The 17,899-nt window shown below is 67.9% G+C and carries 16 protein-coding genes; 5 read left to right on the top strand and 11 right to left on the bottom strand.

From position 1 onward, the window contains the following. Positions 1-235: 235 nt before the first annotated feature. Together ABJK26_RS02360 and murI are read right to left on the bottom strand one after the other, a co-directional pair. Complete coding sequence (locus ABJK26_RS02360; RefSeq protein ID WP_347240610.1) at positions 236-1,075, bottom strand: metal ABC transporter substrate-binding protein; 840 nt, start codon at positions 1,073-1,075, stop codon at positions 236-238. Between the two features lie 328 nt (positions 1,076-1,403). Continuing rightward, complete coding sequence (gene murI / locus ABJK26_RS02355) at positions 1,404-2,177, bottom strand: glutamate racemase (RefSeq protein WP_347240609.1); 774 nt, start codon at positions 2,175-2,177, stop codon at positions 1,404-1,406. 88 nt (positions 2,178-2,265) lie between these two features. Between murI and metK the strand changes: the two genes are divergently transcribed. Beyond that, on the top strand, positions 2,266-3,444 hold the full coding sequence (gene metK, locus ABJK26_RS02350; protein ID WP_347240655.1) for a methionine adenosyltransferase: 1,179 nt from the start codon (positions 2,266-2,268) through the stop codon (positions 3,442-3,444). 115 nt (positions 3,445-3,559) lie between these two features. Here the strand turns inward: metK and speA are convergent, their stop codons facing one another. Genes speA through ABJK26_RS02325 form a run of 5 tightly spaced genes read right to left on the bottom strand, consistent with a single transcriptional unit; the run spans position 3,560 to position 8,810 of the window. Next, positions 3,560-5,452 carry a biosynthetic arginine decarboxylase gene (gene speA / locus ABJK26_RS02345; protein ID WP_347240654.1) on the bottom strand — a complete coding sequence of 631 codons (1,893 nt, stop codon included), beginning with the start codon at positions 5,450-5,452 and terminating at the stop codon, positions 3,560-3,562. A 15-nt stretch (positions 5,453-5,467) separates the two neighbouring features. Then, positions 5,468-6,022, bottom strand: coding sequence for a DUF72 domain-containing protein (locus ABJK26_RS02340; RefSeq protein WP_347240608.1), 555 nt, complete (start codon positions 6,020-6,022; stop codon positions 5,468-5,470). Next, entirely contained in the window at positions 6,012-6,722 is a 711-nt protein-coding gene (locus ABJK26_RS02335) for an alpha/beta hydrolase (RefSeq protein WP_347240653.1), read from the bottom strand. Before ABJK26_RS02335 ends, ABJK26_RS02340 begins: the two co-directional genes overlap by 11 nt. After that, the gene (locus tag ABJK26_RS02330) at positions 6,722-7,654 is read right to left on the bottom strand and encodes a ribose-phosphate pyrophosphokinase (protein WP_347240607.1); all 933 of its coding nucleotides are present in this window, start codon (positions 7,652-7,654) and stop codon (positions 6,722-6,724) included. Before ABJK26_RS02330 ends, ABJK26_RS02335 begins: the two co-directional genes overlap by 1 nt. A gap of 25 nt (positions 7,655-7,679) precedes the next feature. Next, positions 7,680-8,810: a Xaa-Pro peptidase family protein gene (locus tag ABJK26_RS02325; RefSeq protein WP_347240606.1), complete on the bottom strand. Its 1,131-nt coding sequence runs from the start codon at positions 8,808-8,810 to the stop codon at positions 7,680-7,682. Positions 8,811-8,881: 71 nt separating this feature from the next. Between ABJK26_RS02325 and ABJK26_RS02320 the strand changes: the two genes are divergently transcribed. From ABJK26_RS02320 to ABJK26_RS02305, 4 genes are all read left to right on the top strand, one after another. Continuing rightward, entirely contained in the window at positions 8,882-9,262 is a 381-nt protein-coding gene (locus tag ABJK26_RS02320) for an iron-sulfur cluster assembly accessory protein (protein WP_347240652.1), read from the top strand. 124 nt (positions 9,263-9,386) lie between these two features. Beyond that, a complete protein-coding gene (locus tag ABJK26_RS02315; protein ID WP_347240605.1) occupies positions 9,387-11,255 on the top strand; it encodes a peptide ABC transporter substrate-binding protein in 1,869 nt (622 codons plus the stop codon). 73 nt (positions 11,256-11,328) lie between these two features. Further along, the gene (locus ABJK26_RS02310; RefSeq protein ID WP_347240603.1) at positions 11,329-12,339 is read left to right on the top strand and encodes an ABC transporter permease; all 1,011 of its coding nucleotides are present in this window, start codon (positions 11,329-11,331) and stop codon (positions 12,337-12,339) included. Positions 12,340-12,348: 9 nt separating this feature from the next. Then, entirely contained in the window at positions 12,349-13,536 is a 1,188-nt protein-coding gene (locus tag ABJK26_RS02305) for an ABC transporter permease (RefSeq protein WP_347240602.1), read from the top strand. A 17-nt stretch (positions 13,537-13,553) separates the two neighbouring features. Here ABJK26_RS02305 and truA read toward each other — a convergent pair whose 3' ends face one another. The 4 genes from truA to ABJK26_RS02285 all read right to left on the bottom strand — a co-directional run bounded on the left by truA (position 13,554) and on the right by ABJK26_RS02285 (position 17,898). Next, positions 13,554-14,315, bottom strand: a complete 762-nt coding sequence (truA, locus tag ABJK26_RS02300; protein ID WP_347240601.1) for a tRNA pseudouridine(38-40) synthase TruA — start codon at positions 14,313-14,315, stop codon at positions 13,554-13,556. 9 nt (positions 14,316-14,324) lie between these two features. Then, entirely contained in the window at positions 14,325-15,374 is a 1,050-nt protein-coding gene (locus ABJK26_RS02295) for an ABC transporter ATP-binding protein (protein ID WP_347240600.1), read from the bottom strand. Continuing rightward, on the bottom strand, positions 15,353-16,900 hold the full coding sequence (locus tag ABJK26_RS02290; protein WP_347240599.1) for an iron ABC transporter permease: 1,548 nt from the start codon (positions 16,898-16,900) through the stop codon (positions 15,353-15,355). Before ABJK26_RS02290 ends, ABJK26_RS02295 begins: the two co-directional genes overlap by 22 nt. Before the next feature lie 113 nt (positions 16,901-17,013). Further along, entirely contained in the window at positions 17,014-17,898 is an 885-nt protein-coding gene (locus ABJK26_RS02285) for an iron ABC transporter substrate-binding protein (protein ID WP_347240598.1), read from the bottom strand. Position 17,899: the final 1 nt, after the last annotated feature.

The raw sequence follows: 17,899 nt of genomic DNA, 5'->3' as shown, positions 1-17,899 counted from the left end.
CGGCTTTTGCCGCGGTGGGGTACTTAGAAGGGGCTCAAGGGGATGCCGGGGTAGGCCCCGCTAGTGGCCCGCTTCTCCAGGGGACGTTGGGAGAGCGCGCCCAGCACTTCAGGCTTACCCCGGCGGCACGGGAAGGGTGTGGCGCCTGCGCTATGAGGGAAAGGGGTGGAAGCTTATGGGCCTCCTTTCCCGGACCGGAGGGGTATGAAGGGGTGAGCCCCCCCCGGCCCGTCCCTCAGCGTAGGCTCTGGGCGAAGGCCTCCGCCACCCCGCGAAGGAGGGTGGGGTAGTCCCTCGCACCCTCCCCCAAGACATCCACCAGCACGGGCTCCAACCCCAGGTTCCGGGCCACAGCCACGCCCTGCTCCTTGGCGGCCAGGGGGATCAGGAGGTGCCGCACCCCGGCTTCCTTGGCCACCCTCTGGGCCTCGGCCACGGCCTTGGCGCTTACGTCCGGCGCTTCCGGGTTGGGGACGATGTTGTAGAGAACCCTCACCCCGTACCGGGCGGCGAAGTAGCGCAGGGGGTTGCGGAAGGTGAGGACCCCGGGCGCCTTCCGGGTCTGGAGTAGCCCGGCCACTTCCCGGTCCAGCCGCGCGAGCTCCGCCTCGAGGCGGGCGGCTCTGGCGCGGTAGACCGCCCCTCCCGCGGAGTCAACCTGGGACAAGGCCTCCACCAAGGAGGGAAGGGACTTGGCCATGAGGAGGGGGTCCAGCCAGAAGTGGGGGTCCGGCCCGGTGGGGGTCTTTATCAGGCCGGCTTCCAGGGCCTCGGCCAGCACCACCACCGGGGTCTTCAGGCTGTTGGGCCGCACCACCTTATCCAGGATCCAGTCGTCCAGCTTGGCCCCGTTGGCCACCACCAGGCGGGCCCTGGCCACGGCCTGCACCTGGGAGGGGGAGGGGTCAAAGACGTGGGGGTTGGTGGAAGGAGGCACCAGAAGGCCCACCTCCATCCGGTCCCCTACCAGGGAGCGCAGGAAGAGGGCGTGGGGCTGGATGGTGGCCACCGCCGTGGGCTTTTGCCCCAAGGCCAGTCCCAGGACCAATAGGAGCGCCGAAAGTCTTTTCCACATGCTTCACCTCCGCCCTATACCCCGTGGAGGTATAGGGCAGTCCCATGGTAGGGTATATGAGAACGCAATGTCAATATCATCCAGGCTTACCTTGCAAAGATGAGGGCGACGGGTGTATATCTCCCGATGGGCAAGCGAGGCTTTATTCGCGGGGAGGCAAGCCCCAAGGAGGTCCTCGCCCACCACGAACCCCGACAGGATGCGGAAAAGCCGCCAGCTTCGTGGTGGAGCTGGTCGATGAGGGGCTTCTTGGGCATGCCCCTAGCTTAGCCCAAGAGGAGGAACCTCCTCCCGGGGCCCCATGCGGGCAAAAGCCCGCATGGGGGTATTAGAGCTCCTCCAGGCTCACCCGCCTCAGGTCTTCCACCCTCTCCCCCAGGCGCTCCGCCAGGGCCCGGTAGCTCTCCGGGTCCCCGGTCACGTAGTGGACCACCCGCCCCCGGCCCCCAGGGCTCAAAAGGCCCTCCCTTTCCAGCGCCCGGGCCACCCGGCGGGCCGTGGCCTCGGCGGAGTCAATGAGGCGCACCCCGGGGAGGACTTTCCCGATGGCCCCCTTCAGGAAGGGGTAGTGGGTGCACCCAAGGATGAGGGCCTCGAGGTCCTTGGGGGCTTCCTCCAGGTAGTGCCGGGCCACCAGGAGGGCCACGGGGTCGTCCCAGAGCCCCTCCTCCACCAAGGGCACGAAGAGGGGGCAGGCCCGGGCCCAGGAGAGGCGCACGTAGCGCTCGTAGGCCCGGCTTTCCACCGTGGCCTGGGTGCCGATGAGCCCAACCTTCCCGTAGGCCCTGGCCTCCTCCGCCGCGGGCTCCAGGACCCCGAAGACGGGCACGGAGAGGTCCTCGGCGAGGTCGGGGAGGGCGGCGGAGCTCGCCGTGTTGCAGGCCACCACGATGGCCTTCACCCCTTCCCTGAGGAGAAAGCCCGCGATTTCCCAGGCGAAGCGCCGCACCATGGGGAGGGGCTTCCCCCCGTAGGGCACGCGGGCCGTGTCCCCGAAGTAGAGGAAGTCTTCTTGGGGGAGGGCCTGGCGGAGGGCGGAGAGCACCGTGAGCCCGCCCACCCCCGAGTCAAAGACGCCGATGGGGGCTTTGGGGTCCTTCACGGGCCGCCATCATACCTGGACGGCCAAGGGGGGGTGCTATACTATCGGGGTTGCCCCGAGGGGGCGGGTCCTGAAGGAGGTGCGCAAGTTGAGGCTGGTCACGTCTGAGTCGGTAACCGAGGGGCACCCGGACAAGCTGGCGGACCGGATCTCCGACGCCATCCTGGACGCCCTCATCGCCCAGGACAAGAAGGCGCGGGTGGCGGCGGAGACCCTGGTGACCACCGGGCTCGTCTTCGTGGCGGGGGAGATCACCACCGAGGGGTACGTGGACATCCCCGGCCTGGTGCGCAAGACGGTGCGGGAGGTGGGCTACACCCGGGCCAAGTACGGCTTTGACGCCGACACCTGCGCCGTCCTCACCGCCATAGACGAGCAGTCCCCGGACATCGCGGGCGGGGTCAACCTCTCCTACGAGTGGCGGGTCCTGAAGTCCACCGACCCCCTGGACCGGGTGGGCGCCGGGGACCAGGGGCTCATGTTCGGCTACGCCACCGACGAGACCCCCGAGCTCATGCCCCTCCCCATCACCCTGGCCCACCGCCTCACCATGCGCCTCGCCGAGGTGCGGAAGACAGGGCTTCTGCCCTACCTCCGCCCCGACGGCAAGGCCCAGGTCACCGTGGTTTACGAGGGGGACAAGCCGCTTTACGTGAAGACCGTGGTGGTCTCGGCCCAGCACTCCCCGGAGGTGGAGCAGGAGCAGCTTCGGGAGGACCTGATCCGGGAGGTGGTGCGCCAGGCCATCCCGGGGGAGTACCTGAAGGAAGGGGAGACGGAGTACCTCATCAACCCCTCGGGCCGCTTCATCCTGGGCGGACCCCACGCGGACACCGGCCTCACGGGCCGCAAGATCATCGTGGACACCTACGGGGGGGCGGTGCCCCACGGGGGCGGGGCCTTCAGCGGCAAGGACCCCACCAAGGTGGACCGCTCCGCCAGCTACTACGCCCGCTACATGGCGAAGAACCTGGTGGCGGCGGGGCTTGCGAGGAGGGCCCTCGTGGAGCTCGCCTACGCCATCGGCAAGGCGAGGCCCGTCTCGCTTAGGGTGGAGACCTTCGGCACCGGGGTCCTCCCCGACGAGAAGCTCACGGAGATCGCCGGGAAGGTCTTTGACCCGAGGCCCCTCGCCATCATCGAGGAGCTGGACCTCCTGCGGCCCATCTACACCCCCACCTCGGCCTACGGCCACTTCGGCCGCCCGGGCTTCCCCTGGGAGGAGACGGACCGGGTGGAGGCCTTGAGGCGGGAGGCGGGGCTTTAGGTACCCCGCTCTGGCGAAAGCCAGAGCGGGGCCCCAATAAGTTTCCCTCACGTGGGCTTAGGCCCGCAGGACCTCCGCTTCTTGGCTTGGGCCAAGGCTTCGCACTAAAGGGGCCTCAGTCCTCGAGGTAGGTGTACCCCTGGAGCTCCCGGGCGTAGCGCTCTAGGAAGACCCCCTTCTCCGCCGGGGAAAGGCGGCTTTGCCGCACCAGGCGCTCTACCCCGAGCATGAGCTCCCGGGCGGCGAAACCCATCTTTTCAATGACCTTCTCGGCGGTCTCCCCGGGCACGAAGCGCTCTATGGCGAAGCCCTCCTCGTCCACCCTCACGTGGGCCTCCCCCACCTGGCCGAAGAGGTTGTGGTTGCTCCCGAGAACGTCCTGGTAGGCCCCCACCAGGAAGACGCCCAGGTAGTAGGACTCCCCTGGCCTAAGGGCGTGCACGGGAAGGGTCTGGCGCACGTCGTGCAGGTCAATGAAGCGGTCAATCTTCCCGTCGGAGTCGCAGGAGATGTCCACCAGGGTGGCCTGGCGGGTGGGGGGTTCGTGGAGGCGGCTTAAGGGCACGATGGGAAAGAGCTGGTGGATGGCCCAGGCGTCGGGCAGGCTCTGGAAGATGGAGAAGTTGCACACCAGCTTGTCGGCGAGGAGCTTTTCCAGGTCCTCAAACTCGTCGGGGGCGTAGGGGAGTTCCCGTACCAGGGCGTAAACCTTGCGGGCGATGTGGTAGAAGATCTCCTCCGCCAGGGCCCGATCCCTTAGGGAGACCAGGCCCAGGTCGTAGAGGGTCTGGAGGGTCTCCTTGTCGGCGAAGGCGTCGTGGTAGACCTCGCGGAAGTTCTTGGGGCCGAGGCTTTGCAGGCTTTCCCAAAGCTCCTTGACCAAGGGGTGGGCCTCCTCCGGGGGGGCCTCGGGCCTTCTTTCCCCGGGAGGAGCGATGACGTCAATGACCTCCAGGACCAGGACCTCGTGGTAGGCGGTGACCGCCCGTCCCGACTCGGTGACCAGGATGGGGTGGGGTTCCCCGTGCCCCTCCACCACCTCCTTGGTCACGTAGACCAGGTCCTCGGCGTACTCGGAGAGGGTGTAGTTGGCCGAGGCGTAGAAGTTGGTCTTGGAGCCGTCGTAGTCCACCGCCAGGCCCCCGCCCAGGTTGAGGTAGCGGAGGGGCGCCCCGAGCTTCCTGAGCTGCACGTAGGTCTGGGCTGCCTCCCGCACCGCGGCCTTGATCTTGCGGATGTCCGTCACCTGGCTACCGATGTGGGCGTGGACCATGACCAGGGCGTCCAGGAGGTCCGCTTCCTTCAGGAGCTCCACCGCCCGCACGATCTCCGGGGTGGTGAGGCCGAACTTGGCGTTCTCCCCTCCCGAGGCCTCCCACTGTCCCGCCCCCTTGGCCTTGAGCTTGTAGCGGATGCCCAAGAGGGGCTTGACCCCGAGCTCCTTGGAGAGGCGGAGGACCCGGGAGAGCTCGGCGAACTTCTCCAGGGTGATGACCACGTTGCGGCCAAGCTTTCTCCCCATGAGGGCCAGGCGGATGAAGTCGTCGTCCTTGAAGCCGTTGGTGGTGATCAGGGCCTCCTCGGAGAGGTCCTGGGCCAGGATGAGGGCGAGCTCGGGTTTGCTACCCGCCTCGAGGCCGTAGTGGTAAGGCCTTCCCGCCCTGGCCACGGTCTCCAGCACCAGGCGGCGCTGGTTCACCTTCACCGGGTAGACCCCCCGGTACCCCCCCTGGTAACCGTACTTCTCCATGGCCCTCTGGAAGGCCTCGTTGAGCTCCCGCACCCGGGCCTCGAGGATCTGGGGGAAGCGCAGGACCAGGGGCAGGGGCCTCCCTTCGTCCCGGAGAGCCTCCACGATCTCCAGAAGGGAGGCGGCGGGCCCCCCGGGGCCTGAGGGGGTGACCTCCATCTCCCCGTCCCGCCCGATGCGGAAAAACCCCGCGCTCCAGTGGGGCACCAGGTAGATCTCCTCCGCTTCCTTGGGGGTAAAGCGCTTGGCCGTTCGCAACCCGGTCAACCTCCGCTATGAGTGTAGGGCGGATGGACCCTCTTGGGAAGGGTGGCTTCGGTAGAGGTAGCCCTCCCCTTCGGGGACCTCCTCCGGGTCCACCAGGTAGAGGAAGGGCCCCCCTCTCTCGTTGACCAGGGCGTGGCCTCTGGCCCGGATGAGGGGGTGGAGAGGCCGGGGCGCTTGGAAGGCCAGGGGGACGGGGCCCACCTCTTCCAGCACCCCCGAAAGCAGGTCAAGCCAACGGGCGAAGGCCTCCGGCTCCACCTCGGGCACCATAAGGCGGACCGCCCCTGCCTTGTCCCCGAAGCGCCGGAACCTTCGTAAGAAGCGCCTCAGGGTGCGCCGCTCCTCCCCGGTGGGGCGGAAGGCGAGGTGTTTGTGGCCCATCACGCTAAAGCGAAACCCCTCCGGGGCCAGGGCCCGGAGGCGGCTTATGGTCCTCAGGTCCCCCACCCGGTGCCACCAGGAAAGCTCCACCGTGGGGAAGGCCTTGCGGTAGGCCTTGAACCCCCCGGGAAACCCCCGGTAGCCCCTAAGCCCCTCGAGGATTGCCCCGCTAGCCGCCAAGCCAGTGCTCCAGGAAGGCCAGCCCCACCCGGGCCATGAGGGGGGTTATGGTGTGCCCCGCCCCTTCCTCCAGGAAGCGGGCCAGGCGGCCTTCGGGGTAGTGGGGCCTCAGGGCCTCCACCGTCTTCTCCATCCGCTCCAGGGGGACGATGAGGTCCTTGGTGCCGTGGAGGTGAAGAAGGGGCACCCCGCCGTAGGCCTCCCCCCGGGTGGCGGGCGGGGCCTGGTAGAGGGCCTTGACCTCGGGATCCTCCACCACCTGCCCCTTTGGGAGCTTCATGGGAAAGCCCGAGCCGATGAAGGCCAGGGCGGCCCTGGGGCGCAACCCCTCGGAGAGGAGGAAGTGGACCACGAAGGCCCCCAGGCTTCCCCCGGCGAGGAAAAGGGGAAGGCCGAAGCGCTCCTTGGCCTCCTCCGCCACGCTTCGGGCCTCCTCCTTGAAAGCCAGAGCCACGCGGTAGACCTCCTCCACGTAGCGGGGGCTCTTGGCGGAGGGGGGAGGGCCTTCCCGCTCCCCGTGCCTCGGGGCGTCAAAGGCGAGGAGGAGGAACCCCCTTTCCGCGTAGCCGGGGAGGAGGGAAAGGATCCCCTCCTTGGAACCCTGGAGGCCGTGGAGGGCGAGGAGGAGGGCCTTGGGGCGCTCCGGCACCTGAGCCAGGAGGGGGAGCCCGGCGAGGGTGAGGCGCTCGGTCCTTACCATCACGTGAAGAGGCTGGACACCGACTCCCCCCGGTGGATGCGCCAGATGGCCTCGGCGAAGAGGGGGGCCACGGTGAGGGTCCTGAGCTTGGGGCCTTCCTTGGGGGGGCAGGTGTCGGTGGCCGCCACCTCCTTCACGGGGCTCTTGGCGATGCGCTCCAGGGCCGGGCCCACGTAGACCCCGTGGGTGGCGGCGGCGTAGACCTCCTTGGCCCCGGCCTGCATGAGGGCCTCCACCGCCTCCACCAGGCTTCCCGCCGTGGAGATCTCGTCGTCCACGATGAGGGCGGTCTTTCCCTTGACCTCCCCCACCAGCATCCGCACCCGCACCTCGGTGTCCGAGACCCGCTCCTTGTCAATGAAGGCCAGGGGGAGGCGGAGCCTTCTCGCCAGAGAGCTCGCCCGCTTCAGGTCCCCGGCGTCCGGGGCCACCACCACGGCGTTCTCCAGGTCCAGCCGGGTGGCGAAGTGGTTGGCGATGACGGGCTCGGCGGAGAGGTGGTCCACCGGCACCTTGAAGAAGCCGTGGACCTGGGGGGAGTGGAGGGTCATGGTGAGCACCCGGTCGGCCCCCGCCGTCTGCAGGAGGTCGGCGATGAGCCTGGCGGTGATGGAGATGCGGGGGGCGTCCTTCTTGTCGCTCCGGGCGTAGGAGAAATAGGGGATGACGGCGGTGACCCGGGCGGCGCTCGCCCCCTTGGCGGCGTCCACCATCATGAGGAGCTCCATGAGGTGGTCCTGCACCGGGGGGGTGAGGGACTGGACGATGAAGACGTCGCCTTCCCTGAGGTTTTCCTCGTAACGCACGAAGAGGTTGTCGTTGGCGAAGCGCAAGGTGGTGCTCTTCCCCAGGGGGAGGCCTAGGGTGTCGGCGATGGCCTGGGCCAGGGGGCGGTTGGACTGGCCGGAGAAGATCAGGAGGGGGCGGTCCATGCCGTCCCCCAAGATACCACGCCCTCTAAAGGGGGGTGAGTTCCCTTTGCAAGGGGGTGGTGACCTCGGGACCCGTGGGGTGGAGGTAGACGTCCACCTCCGTGCGCACGCCGAAGCCCTCCAGGTACACCCCGGGCTCCACGGTGAAGGCGAGGCCCGGCACCAGGGGGCGGAAATCGTGGGTCTCCAGGTCGTCCAGGTGGGGCCCAGAGCCGTGGACCTCCTCCCCCAGGTTGTGCCCGGTGCGGTGGCGGATGTAGGGGCCATAGCCTTCCTCCTCCAGGAGCTCGCGCGCTACCTGGTCCACCTCAAAACCCTTGGGGCGGCGCCCCTCGCGGTAGGCCTCGGCCACGAAGGCGATAGCCGCATCCCTGGCCCGGGCCACCGCTTGGAAGGCCCGGTGGGCGGCCTCCGGGGGCCTCAGGCCCGCCATCCAGGTGAGGTCGGCGTAGACCCCTCCCGGCTCCTTGGCCCAGAGGTCCAGAAGCGCCACCTCCCCCTCCTCCAGGGGCTTCTCCGTGGGCACGTGGTGGGGGTTGGCGCTGTGCCTTCCGAAGGCCACCATGGGGGGGTGGTCAAAGACGAGGCCCCGCCTGGCCAGGACCTCCGCCATCCTGGCCTGCACCTCCCGCTCCGTAGCCCTGGGGTTTTCCCGGAGGAGGGCGAGGGCCGCGTCCCGGGCCTCCACCAGGCCCTGGGCCGCCCGCCGGTGGCTTTGGAGCTTGGCCCCATCCCAGACCTGGAAGGGGAGGAGGAGGGGCCAAGAGGAGAGGAGCTCGAGGCCCATTCCCCGGAGCAGGTCCAGGGTGCCCCCGTCCACCCGGGAGAGGTAGGGGACCTGCCCTCCGGGGACGTACTCCAGGGCGAGGCGCCTTATCCCCGAAAGGACCTCCTCCAGCCCTTCCACGAAGCCCCGCCAGGTGTGGTAGGTCCGAAGCCTCCCCGGCAAGGCGGGGAAGAGGCTTTCCTCAATGGCGTGGCAGAGGAGGGTGGGCTCCCCTTCCCTCGGGATGAGGTAGGCGAAGCGGCGGGTGAGGTGGAGCGAGGAGAGGCCCAGGACCTCGAGGGCCAGGGGGTTACTCCTTCCGAAGGAGAAGAGGAGCCAGCCCTCGAGGCCCTCCGCCTTCAGGGCTTCCTGTACCTTGACCACGTCCATGGCTTCCATGCTAACCCGGTTCACCTTCTCCTACCCGTGCCGTGTTAGGCTTAGGGGTAATGAGGTTCGGCATGGTGGAAACCCAAGAGGCGGTCATCCGCATCACCCCCCTGACGGCGGAAAAGGCCTGGGAGATCCTCTCCCGCTACGGCAAGGAGGGGGCGGCCATCCGCGTCTACATCAAGTCGGGGGGGTGCTCTGGCTTCCAGTACGGCATGGCCGTGGACGAAAGGGAGCTTCCGGGGGACACCTTCGTGGAAATGCACGGGGTGCGCCTGGTGGTGGACCCTAGGTCCCTGCCCTACCTGGTGGGCTCGGAGATTGACTGGGTGGGCAGCCTCATGGGGGGCGGGTTCACCGTGAATAACCCCAACGCCGCCAGCACCTGTGGCTGCGGCCACTCCTTCCGCACCAAGGACCAGGAGGGGGCTCCCCGCACCTGCGGCCACTAGGGGACCTTGCCCGCGGGGAAGGGGCCTGGCTTCAGGCCCCTTTAGCTTTGGGCCGTGTTGACCTTCACCCTGGGGGTCGTATAATAACCTCGGCCACTAGGATAGTGCCACGAAAGGAGGCGGTATGAGGAAGGTAGGCAAGCTGGCCGTGCTCGGTATAACCGCTCTGGGCCTGGCCCTGGCGGGGCCCCAGGACAACAGCCTGGTCGTCGGGGCCTCCCAGGAGCCCAGGGTCTTGGCGGGGGACTTCCTGAGCGTCATCTCCGACCAGGCCATCAAGTCGGAGATTGAGCAGTACCTCTTCGCCCCCCTCATCGGCTTCAACGCCAACAGCGAGAACTTCCCCGTGCTGGTCACCGAGGTGCCCACCCTGCAGAACGGGCGCCTCCGGGTCACGGACATCGGCGGGGGCAAGAAGCGCCTGGAGATGGACCTCACCCTCCGCCAAGACGCCAAGTGGTCCGACGGCAAGCCCATCACCACCGAGGACGTGCAGTTCTACTTTGAGGTGGGGAAGGCCAAGGGCATGCCTGTGCTGAACCCGGACTACTGGGAGCGGGTGAACCTCAAGGTGAAGGACGCCCGCAACTTCACCGTGATCTTTGAGCCCGCCTACTACTACGACACCTACGGCTCTCCCATCGGCTACGCCCCCAAGCACATCATGGGGCCCGAGTGGGAGAAGGTGAAGGCGGCGGCCAAGGGCCTGGACCCCGACAAGGACGCGGAGAAGCTCAACGAGCTTTACCGCAACTTCTTCCTCAAGTTCGCCACCCCCGCCAACCTCAACAAGGGGGCCATGGTCTACTCCGGGCCCTTCAAGCTCAAGCGCTGGGTGCCGGGGAACTCCATCGAGATGGAGCGGAACCCCAACTTCCCCATCAAGCCCGAGGGCGGGGAGAGCAAGTACGTGCAGAAGGTGGTCTACCGCTTCATCCAGAACACCAACTCCCTGCTGGTGGCGGTGATCGGCGGGGGGATTGACGCCACCTCCAGCGTCTCCCTCACCTTTGACCAGGCCCGCTCCAGGCAGCTTACCTCCCGCGCCCCCGGCCGCTTCGATATCTGGTTCGTTCCCGGGGCCATCTGGGAGCACATCGACATCAACAAGTTTGAGAACTGCCAGGTGGTCAAGGACCTCGGCCTCAACGACAAGCGCACCCGGCAGGCCCTCCTCCACGCCCTGAACCGCGAGGGCTTGGTGAAGGCCTTCTTTGACGGCCTCCAGCCCGTGGCCCACACCTGGATCGCCCCCGTCAACCCCCTCTTCAACCCCAACGTGAAGAAGTACGAGTTTGACCTGAAGAAGGCCGAGGCCCTCCTGGCGGAGATGGGCTGGAAAAAGGGGCCCGATGGCATCCTCCAGCGCACCGTGGGCGGCCGCACCGTGCGCTTTGAGATCGAGTACGTCACCACCGCGGGCAACGCCATCCGCGAGCGCACCCAGCAGTTCTTCGCCGAGGACCTGAAGAAGATCGGCATCGCCGTCAAGATCAACAACGCCCCCTCCGCCGTGGTCTTCCATGACGATTACATCCAGCGGGCCAGCGAGTGCAAGTGGACGGGGATGTTTGAGTTCGCCTGGGTGTCCAGCCTGACGGAGGGCGGCTCCCTCTTCCAGTACAAGAACCTGAACACCAATACCATCCAGGTCCCCACCAAGGAGAACAACTACCAGGGCCAGAACATCGGCGGCTGGCGCAACGACGAGTTTGACCGCTTGACGAGCCAGGGGGTCCTGGAGTTTGACGAGGCCAAGCGGAAGCAGCTCTTCGCCCGCGCCCAGGAGATCTGGGCGGAGGAGCTCCCCGCCCTTCCCCTCTACTTCCGCGCCAACCCCTACGTGGTGCGGAAGGGCCTGGTGAACTACGTGGCCAGCGCCTACTCCGGCGGCAACGGTTACCCCGGCTGGAACGCCTGGGAGATCGGCTGGGAGAGCCGCGGCGCCGTGAAGAAGTGGGACCAGGCGAAGTACTCCCTTTCCCTCAAGTAGCCCGGGTGGTATAGTGGGGCCCGCTGGGGTTTTCCCAGCGGGCTTTTTAGTGCCATAAACGGGAGGTACAAGAGTGTTCGCCTACACGGTGCGCAGGCTTTTGCAGATGGTCCCCCTGCTCCTTGCGGCCAGCGTGGTCATCTACGCCCTCTTGGCCCTGCAGCCGGGGGACCCTTTGGAGGAGCTCAAGCGGCAGAACCCCCGCATAACCGCCGAGCAGTTTGAGGCCCTGAAGCGGGCCTACGGCCTGGACCAGCCCCTTTACATCCGCTACTTCAAGTGGCTCAACCGGGCCCTCCACGGCGACCTGGGCTACAGCCGCACCTACGGGATCCCGGCGGCGGAGTACATCTTCGCCCAGCGCCTGCCCAAGACCCTTCTCCTCTCGGGGCTCGCCCTCACCCTGGCCCTCGTGGTGGCCATTCCGGTGGGGGTCTTCTCGGCGGTGCGCCAGTACTCCCTGGCGGACTACGTCATCACCTTCCTCTCCTTCGTGGGCTTCTCCATGCCCGTCTTTTTCCTGGGCATCCTCCTTCTTTACCTCTTCGCCATCTGGCTTCCCGACCACGTCCCGGGCTTCCCCCGCTTCCCCACCGGGGGGGTGCCGGGGGTGCTTTGGGAGGACGTGCGCTCCGGGGCGGTGAGCCTCTGGGAGTTCTTGGGCCAGTGGGCCTGGCACCTGGTCCTTCCCGTCCTCACCCTGGCCTCCCTGCAGATGGCCGAGTGGACCCGGTTCATGCGGGCTTCTCTCCTGGAGGTGCTTTCCCAGGACTACATCCGCACCGCCCGGGCCAAGGGGCTTTCGGAGCGGGTGGTACTCTACAAGCACGCCCTCAGGAACGCCCTCATCCCCATCGTGACCCTGGTGGGCCTCGCCATCCCCGGGGTTTTGGGCGGGGCCACCATCACCGAGACCATCTTCAGCTACCCGGGGATGGGGCGGGCCATCTTTGACGCCTTGGTGGAGAAGGACTACAACGTGGCCATGGCGGCCTTGGCTTTCCTCGCCCTCATGACGGCCCTCTTCAACCTCCTGGCGGACCTGGCCTACGCGGTGGTGGACCCCCGCATCCGCTACAGCTAGAGGTGAACCATGGCGACCGCAACCGCTTCCGCCAAACCCCGCACCTTTTTTAGCCTCTTTTGGCGCCGCCTGAGGCGGCACCGCATGGCCATGGCGGGCCTGGTGGTCATCGTCCTCCTCATCCTCATGGCCATCTTCGCCCCCTGGCTCGCGCCCTACGACCCCACGGCCCAGCCCACGGGGGAGGACGTGGGCCAGTACTACTTCAACCCGCCCTCGAGGGAGCACCCCCTGGGCACGGACGACCTGGGGCGGGACGTGCTTTCCCGCATCATCTATGGCTCCCGCATCTCCTTGCTGGTGGGCTTCGCCGTGGCCTTTTCCAGCGTCTTCCTGGGGACCCTCATGGGCACCCTGGCGGGGTACTTCTCCGGTAGGCCCCTCCGCTTTTACCTGGGCCCCTTGCGCCGGGAAAGGGACGGGTTCTATCCCTGGACCTTCGCCCTTTGGCGGGTCCTTTCCTGGTTCCTCTACTACGGGATCCTCTATCTGGCCCTTACCATCGCCTGGGCCTTGGCCAAGGACGGCCTGCAGGCCGGGAACCCGGGAAGCTACCTGGGTTTCGGCCTCACCCTGGCCCTGGTGCTCTACGCCGCCTGGTATGGCCTCAAGGGGGAGATCCGCCTGGACCTGGACGTGGCCATCAGCCGCCTCATCGACTTCATGCTCACCATCCCCACCCTGCCCCTCCTTCTCGTCCTCTCGGCCCTCCTCCGCGACCCCGGGGTGAAGGTGGGGCAGTGGGCGCAAAGCGTCTTCGGCGATGCCGCCAGCGTCTTCATCATCATCCTCATCCTGGTCCTCTTCGGCTGGCTGGGCACCGCGCGGCTCGTGCGGGGGAACATCCTCTCCCTTAGGGAGCAGGACTACGTGACCGCCGCCCAGGCCCTGGGGGCCTCGGACCTCCGCATCATGTTCCGCCACCTGGTGCCCAACACCCTGGCCCCCCTCATCGTCCAGGCCACCCTGCAGATCGGCGGGGCCATCTTGGTGGAAGCGGCCCTCTCCTTCCTGGGCTTCGGCATCCAGCCCCCGGTGGCCACCTGGGGCAACATGCTGACGAACGCCCAGGAGTACATCTTCACCGCCCCCTGGCTCGCCCTGCCGCCCGGGTTCATGATCTTCATCACGGTGCTGGCCTTCAACTACCTGGGAGACGGCCTCCGGGACGCCCTGGACCCGAGGAGCAGGCTCTAAATGCTGGCCCCCGGTGTTTAGGGCCTGAGCTTTTCCTCGGGGTAGGCGGCCTCCAGGAAGTAGAGGCCGTGGGCCGGGGCGGTGGGGCCCGCCAGGCGGCGGTCCCCGCTTCCCAGGATGGCCCGAAGGCTTTCCGGGGGCCGCTTGCCGAGCCCCACCTCCAGGAGGGTGCCCACCATGCCCCGGACCTGGCCCCGGAGGAAGCTTCGCCCCTTGAAGTAAAAGCGCACCTCGAGGCCGCCCTCTCCCTCCGCCGCCTCCACCCTGGCCTCGAGGAGCTCCCGCACCCCCTCCCGGGTCTCCTCCTTGGCGAAGCCCAGGAAGTTGTGCCGGCCCAAAAGGAAGGGTAGGGCCTCCCGTATGGCCGAGAGGTCCAGGGGGTGCTTAAGCCAAAGCGCCCGGTGGCGGAGGAGGGGAGAGGGGTGGGGCCTCACGAGGATCCGGTAGCGGTAGGCCCGCCAGAGGGCGTCCCTCCTTGCGTGGAGGTCCCGGGCCACCTCCAAGGCCCCCACCACCTTGAGGTCCTCGGGGAGGAGGCGGTTCAGGGCCTCGGGCACCCTTTCCACGGGGATCCTGCCCTCCACGTCCACGTGGAAGGGCATGGCCAGGGCGTGCACCCCGGCGTCGGTGCGCCCGGCGGCCACGGCCTTGGGGAGGGCGCCAACCCTGGGCAGGACCCTTTCCAGCTCGCCCTGCACGGTGCGCAGGCCCTCCCTTTGCCGCTGGAGCCCGGCGAAGTGGGTGCCGTCGTACTCGCAAAGAAGGAGGAGTCGGCGCACGGGCCCAGCTTAATCCGCGCCCACCGGGGTTTGGGAGGGGTGGGCCTCGAGGGCCACCCCCTCCCCCACCACCCTAAGCCCCACCCGGTCCCCCACCCGGTAGGGCGCTCCGGGGCTCTCCTGCACCAGGATCTCCCGCTCCGCGGGGCCTAGGAGGCGCACCCGGTAGGTGAGGTCGTGCCCTTTGAACTCCCGGGCCACCACCTCCCCCACGGGGCCCTCTTCCGGAGGAGCGAGCTTAAGGGCCTCCGGGCGCAGGGAGAGGAGAAGGGGCCCGAAGGCGGGCTCGGCCAGGGGCACGGGGCCCAGGCAGGTCTCCGCCCAGCGCCCCTTCCCCTCCCCGGGAAGGAGGTTGGTGCGGCCCAGGAACTGGGCCACGAAGGGGGTTCTGGGCCGGAGGTAGACCTCCTCCGGGGTGCCCACCTGGAGGATCTTTCCCCCCCGCATCACCCCCAGGCGGTCGGCGAAGGAGAGGGCTTCCTCCTGGTCGTGGGTGACCAGGAGGGCGGTGGTGCCCGTCTCCTTCAGCACCTTGCGCACCTCTTCCCGGGTGGCGGCCCGAAGCCCGGCGTCAAGGCTGGAAAAGGGTTCGTCCAGAAGCACCAGCTTGGGCCCCGGGGCCAGGGCCCGGGCCAGGGCCACCCTCTGCTGCTGCCCACCGGAAAGCTCGTGGGGCTTGCGGTGCTGGAAGAGGGTCATGCCCACCCGCTCCAGGGCCTTCTGCGCCAAGAGGAGGCGGTCCTTGCCCTTCAGGCCAAAGGCCACGTTGCCGAGGGCGGTGAGGTGGGGGAAGAGGGCGTAGTCCTGGAAGACGAAGCCGATGCCCCTCCTCTCGGGGGGAAGAGGGGTCACGTCCCGGCCCTGGAGGAGGACCCGGCCGGCGTCCGGGGCCTCCAGCCCGGCGACGACCCGCAGAAGGGTGGTCTTGCCACAGCCCGAGGGGCCGAGGAGGGCTAGGATCTCCCCGGGGTAGACCAGGAGGTCTACCCCCTTCAGCACCTCGTGCCCGCCGAAGCGCTTCCTTATCCCCTGGAGTTCTAGAAGCGGCGCTCGCTCCAAAGCAACACCCCCACGAAGGCCGCCGAAAGGAGGGCGATGAGGAGGGCGAAGGGGGCGGCCTCGGCGAACATGGCTTCCTGAGTGTAGCTGAAAACCCGGGTGGAAAGGGTGCTGTAGCCCATGGGGGCCAGGAGGAGGGTGATGGGCAGCTCCTTCACCGCCCCCATGAAGGCCAGGGCGCCTCCCGCCGCCACCCCCCGCCAGAGGAGGGGAAAGGTGACGCGGAAGAAGGCCCGGGTGGGCGTCTCCCCCAGGCTCCTCGCCGCCTCCTCCAGCCTCCTCGGCACCTGGCGCAGGGCGCTCTGGATGGGGCCCAGGGTCTCCGCCAGGAGGTGGAAGGCCAGCACCAGGACCAGAAGGGCTAGGCTTCCATAGAGGAAAGGAAGGCTCCTCAGGCTGAAGAAGATCCAGGCCAGGGCGAAGGCCAAAGGAGGGATGGCGTAGCCCAGGTAGGCCAGGCGCTCCAAGAGGGAGGAGGCGAAGGAGGGGTAGCGCACCACGAGGTAGGCCAGGGGCAAGGCCATCCCCACGGCGAGGAGGGCGGCGGGAAAGGCGGCCAGGGCGGAGTGGAAGAGGGCCTCGTAAAGGCCCTGCAAGCTTTCCCTGGGAAAGCGGCTCGCCAGGTGGAAGAGGGCGTAGAAGGGGAGGGCCAAGGCCAGGAAGACCGGTGTCAGGGCCCAAAGGTAGGCCAAGGGGGCCCAGGGTCCAAGGCGCACGGGCCGGGCCTTCCGGCTCGAGCCCTTGCCCGTGCGGGCCAGGGCGAGGCGGCGGAGGAAGAGGCCCTGCAAAAAGAGAAGCCCCCCGGTGAGGAGGAGGAGGAAGAGGGCGAGCCAGGCGGCGTACACCCGATCAAAGGCGGCGTTGTACTGCAGGTAGATGGCGTAGGAGAAGGTCTCGTAGCGGAGAAGGCTCACCGTGCCGAACTCCCCCAGGACGTGGAGCCCCACCAGGAGGTAGCCGGAAAGGAGGGCGGGGAGGAGTTGGGGAAAGGCCACCTTGAAGAAGGCCGGTAGGGGCTTCTGGCCCAGGGTCCGGGCCGCTTCCTCCAAGGAGGGGTCCAGGCCCAGGAAGGCGGCCCGCAGGGAGAGGAAGAGGTAGGGGTAGGTGATGAAGGAGAGGACCAGCAAGGCCCCCCAGTACCCCTCGAGCCGGGGGAGGGGCAGCACCCCCCCAGGCCCCGTGGCCGAGAGGAGCACGAAGGCCCCCACGTAGCCGGGGACGGCCAGGGGCAAGGAGAGGAGGAGGGCCAGAAGGCGCTTGCCCTTGAGGTCCGTGCGGGTGGTGAGGAAGGCCAGGGGCAGGGCGAGGAGGGTGGTGAGGAGGAGGACCCCGAGGAGGAGGGCCAGGGTGTTCCGAAGAAGCTCCAGGTTCTTGGGCCTGAGGAGGATCTCCCGGAGGGCCAAGGGGTCGGCCTCGAGGGCCCTTAGGACGAGGTAAAGGAGGGGCAGGGCCACCCCACCCCCCGTGAGGAGGGCGGGGAGGAGGAAGGGCAAAAGCCCGGGGAGGTGGGGAAGCTTAAGGGTCATTACGCCTCATACCCTATTTGGCGTGAATCCTTCGCCTAAGCCAAGGCCATAAGGCCTCTAATGGGCCTCCTTTCCCGGGGCCCCATGCTGGCGCAAGCCAGCATGGGGTGGTATCAGAGGATGCCCAGCTCCCGGAGAAGCTTAAGGGCCTCCTCCAGGGGAAGCTTTTCAAAGTCCAGCCTGGGGCTCTTCTTGAGGGCCTCCTCCAGGGATAGAAGGTTGGGGTCCGCCACCACTTCCTTGACCAAGGGGTACTCCCCCACGTTGCCCAAAAAGTACTGCTGGGCCTTGGGAGAGAGGAGGTAGATGAGGAAACGGGTAACGGCGGTGAGGTTCCGGCTCGTCTTCAGGACGCCCGCCCCCGTCACCAGGGCCAGGTTGCCCACGTCCCCGTCCTTGAAGTGGTGGAGGCCCAGGTTGTACCCCGCCCGGCGGAAGCGCACCACGTAGTAGTGGTTGGTGGAGCCCAGATCCACTTCCCCGGCGCGGATGGCGTCGAGCATGGCGGGGTTGGAGGGGTAGGCCTTGGGGGAGAGGGCCTTCATGGCGAGAAGCCACTCCCGGGCCTTGGCCTCCCCGTGGAGGGCGATGATCCCGGCCACCATGTCTTGGAAGCTGGAGTAGGTGGGGGTCCATCCCAGCCGAAGCCCCCTTTCCTGAACGAACCGGGGAAGGTCCAGGAGGCTTCCCGGAAGCTCCTCGGCCTTCACCTTCTGGGGGTTGTAGGCCAGGACTCGGAGCCGCACCGTCACCGGTACCCAGGACCTGGAGGCGGGCACAAAGGCCTGGGGCAGCTTGAGGACGCTGTCCCCGAGAGGCCTGAGAAGGCCCCGGGCCGAGGCCTGCCCCAGGGCCCCGGCGGTGTTGGCCCAGAAGACGTCCGCGGGGGAGCGGCTTCCCTCCTCCTGGAGGGCGGCGAGGATCTGGGCGTCGGTGCCGTAGCGGACCTGGACCCGGATACCGGTCTCCGCCTCAAACTGTTTGACCAAGGGTTCCACC

The sequence above is a fragment of the Thermus sp. genome (assembly GCF_039793865.1).
Taxonomy (GTDB): domain Bacteria; phylum Deinococcota; class Deinococci; order Deinococcales; family Thermaceae; genus Thermus.
The sequence above is the reverse complement of the archived record's forward strand: the minus strand, read 5'-3'. Positions and strand labels throughout refer to the sequence as shown.

Excerpts from the sequence above, each read along its gene's own strand:
- ABJK26_RS02305 (WP_347240602.1), top strand. The coding sequence starts at position 12,349 with ATGGCGACCGCAACCGCTTCCGCCAAACCCCGCACCTTTTTTAGCCTC.
- ABJK26_RS02325 (WP_347240606.1), bottom strand. The coding sequence starts at position 8,810 with ATGGACGTGGTCAAGGTACAGGAAGCCCTGAAGGCGGAGGGCCTCGAG.
- ABJK26_RS02330 (WP_347240607.1), bottom strand. The coding sequence starts at position 7,654 with ATGGACCGCCCCCTCCTGATCTTCTCCGGCCAGTCCAACCGCCCCCTG.
- ABJK26_RS02320 (WP_347240652.1), top strand. The coding sequence starts at position 8,882 with ATGGTGGAAACCCAAGAGGCGGTCATCCGCATCACCCCCCTGACGGCG.
- ABJK26_RS02315 (WP_347240605.1), top strand. The coding sequence starts at position 9,387 with ATGAGGAAGGTAGGCAAGCTGGCCGTGCTCGGTATAACCGCTCTGGGC.
- ABJK26_RS02360 (WP_347240610.1), bottom strand. The coding sequence starts at position 1,075 with ATGTGGAAAAGACTTTCGGCGCTCCTATTGGTCCTGGGACTGGCCTTG.
- ABJK26_RS02290 (WP_347240599.1), bottom strand. The coding sequence starts at position 16,900 with ATGACCCTTAAGCTTCCCCACCTCCCCGGGCTTTTGCCCTTCCTCCTC.
- ABJK26_RS02335 (WP_347240653.1), bottom strand. The coding sequence starts at position 6,722 with ATGGTAAGGACCGAGCGCCTCACCCTCGCCGGGCTCCCCCTCCTGGCT.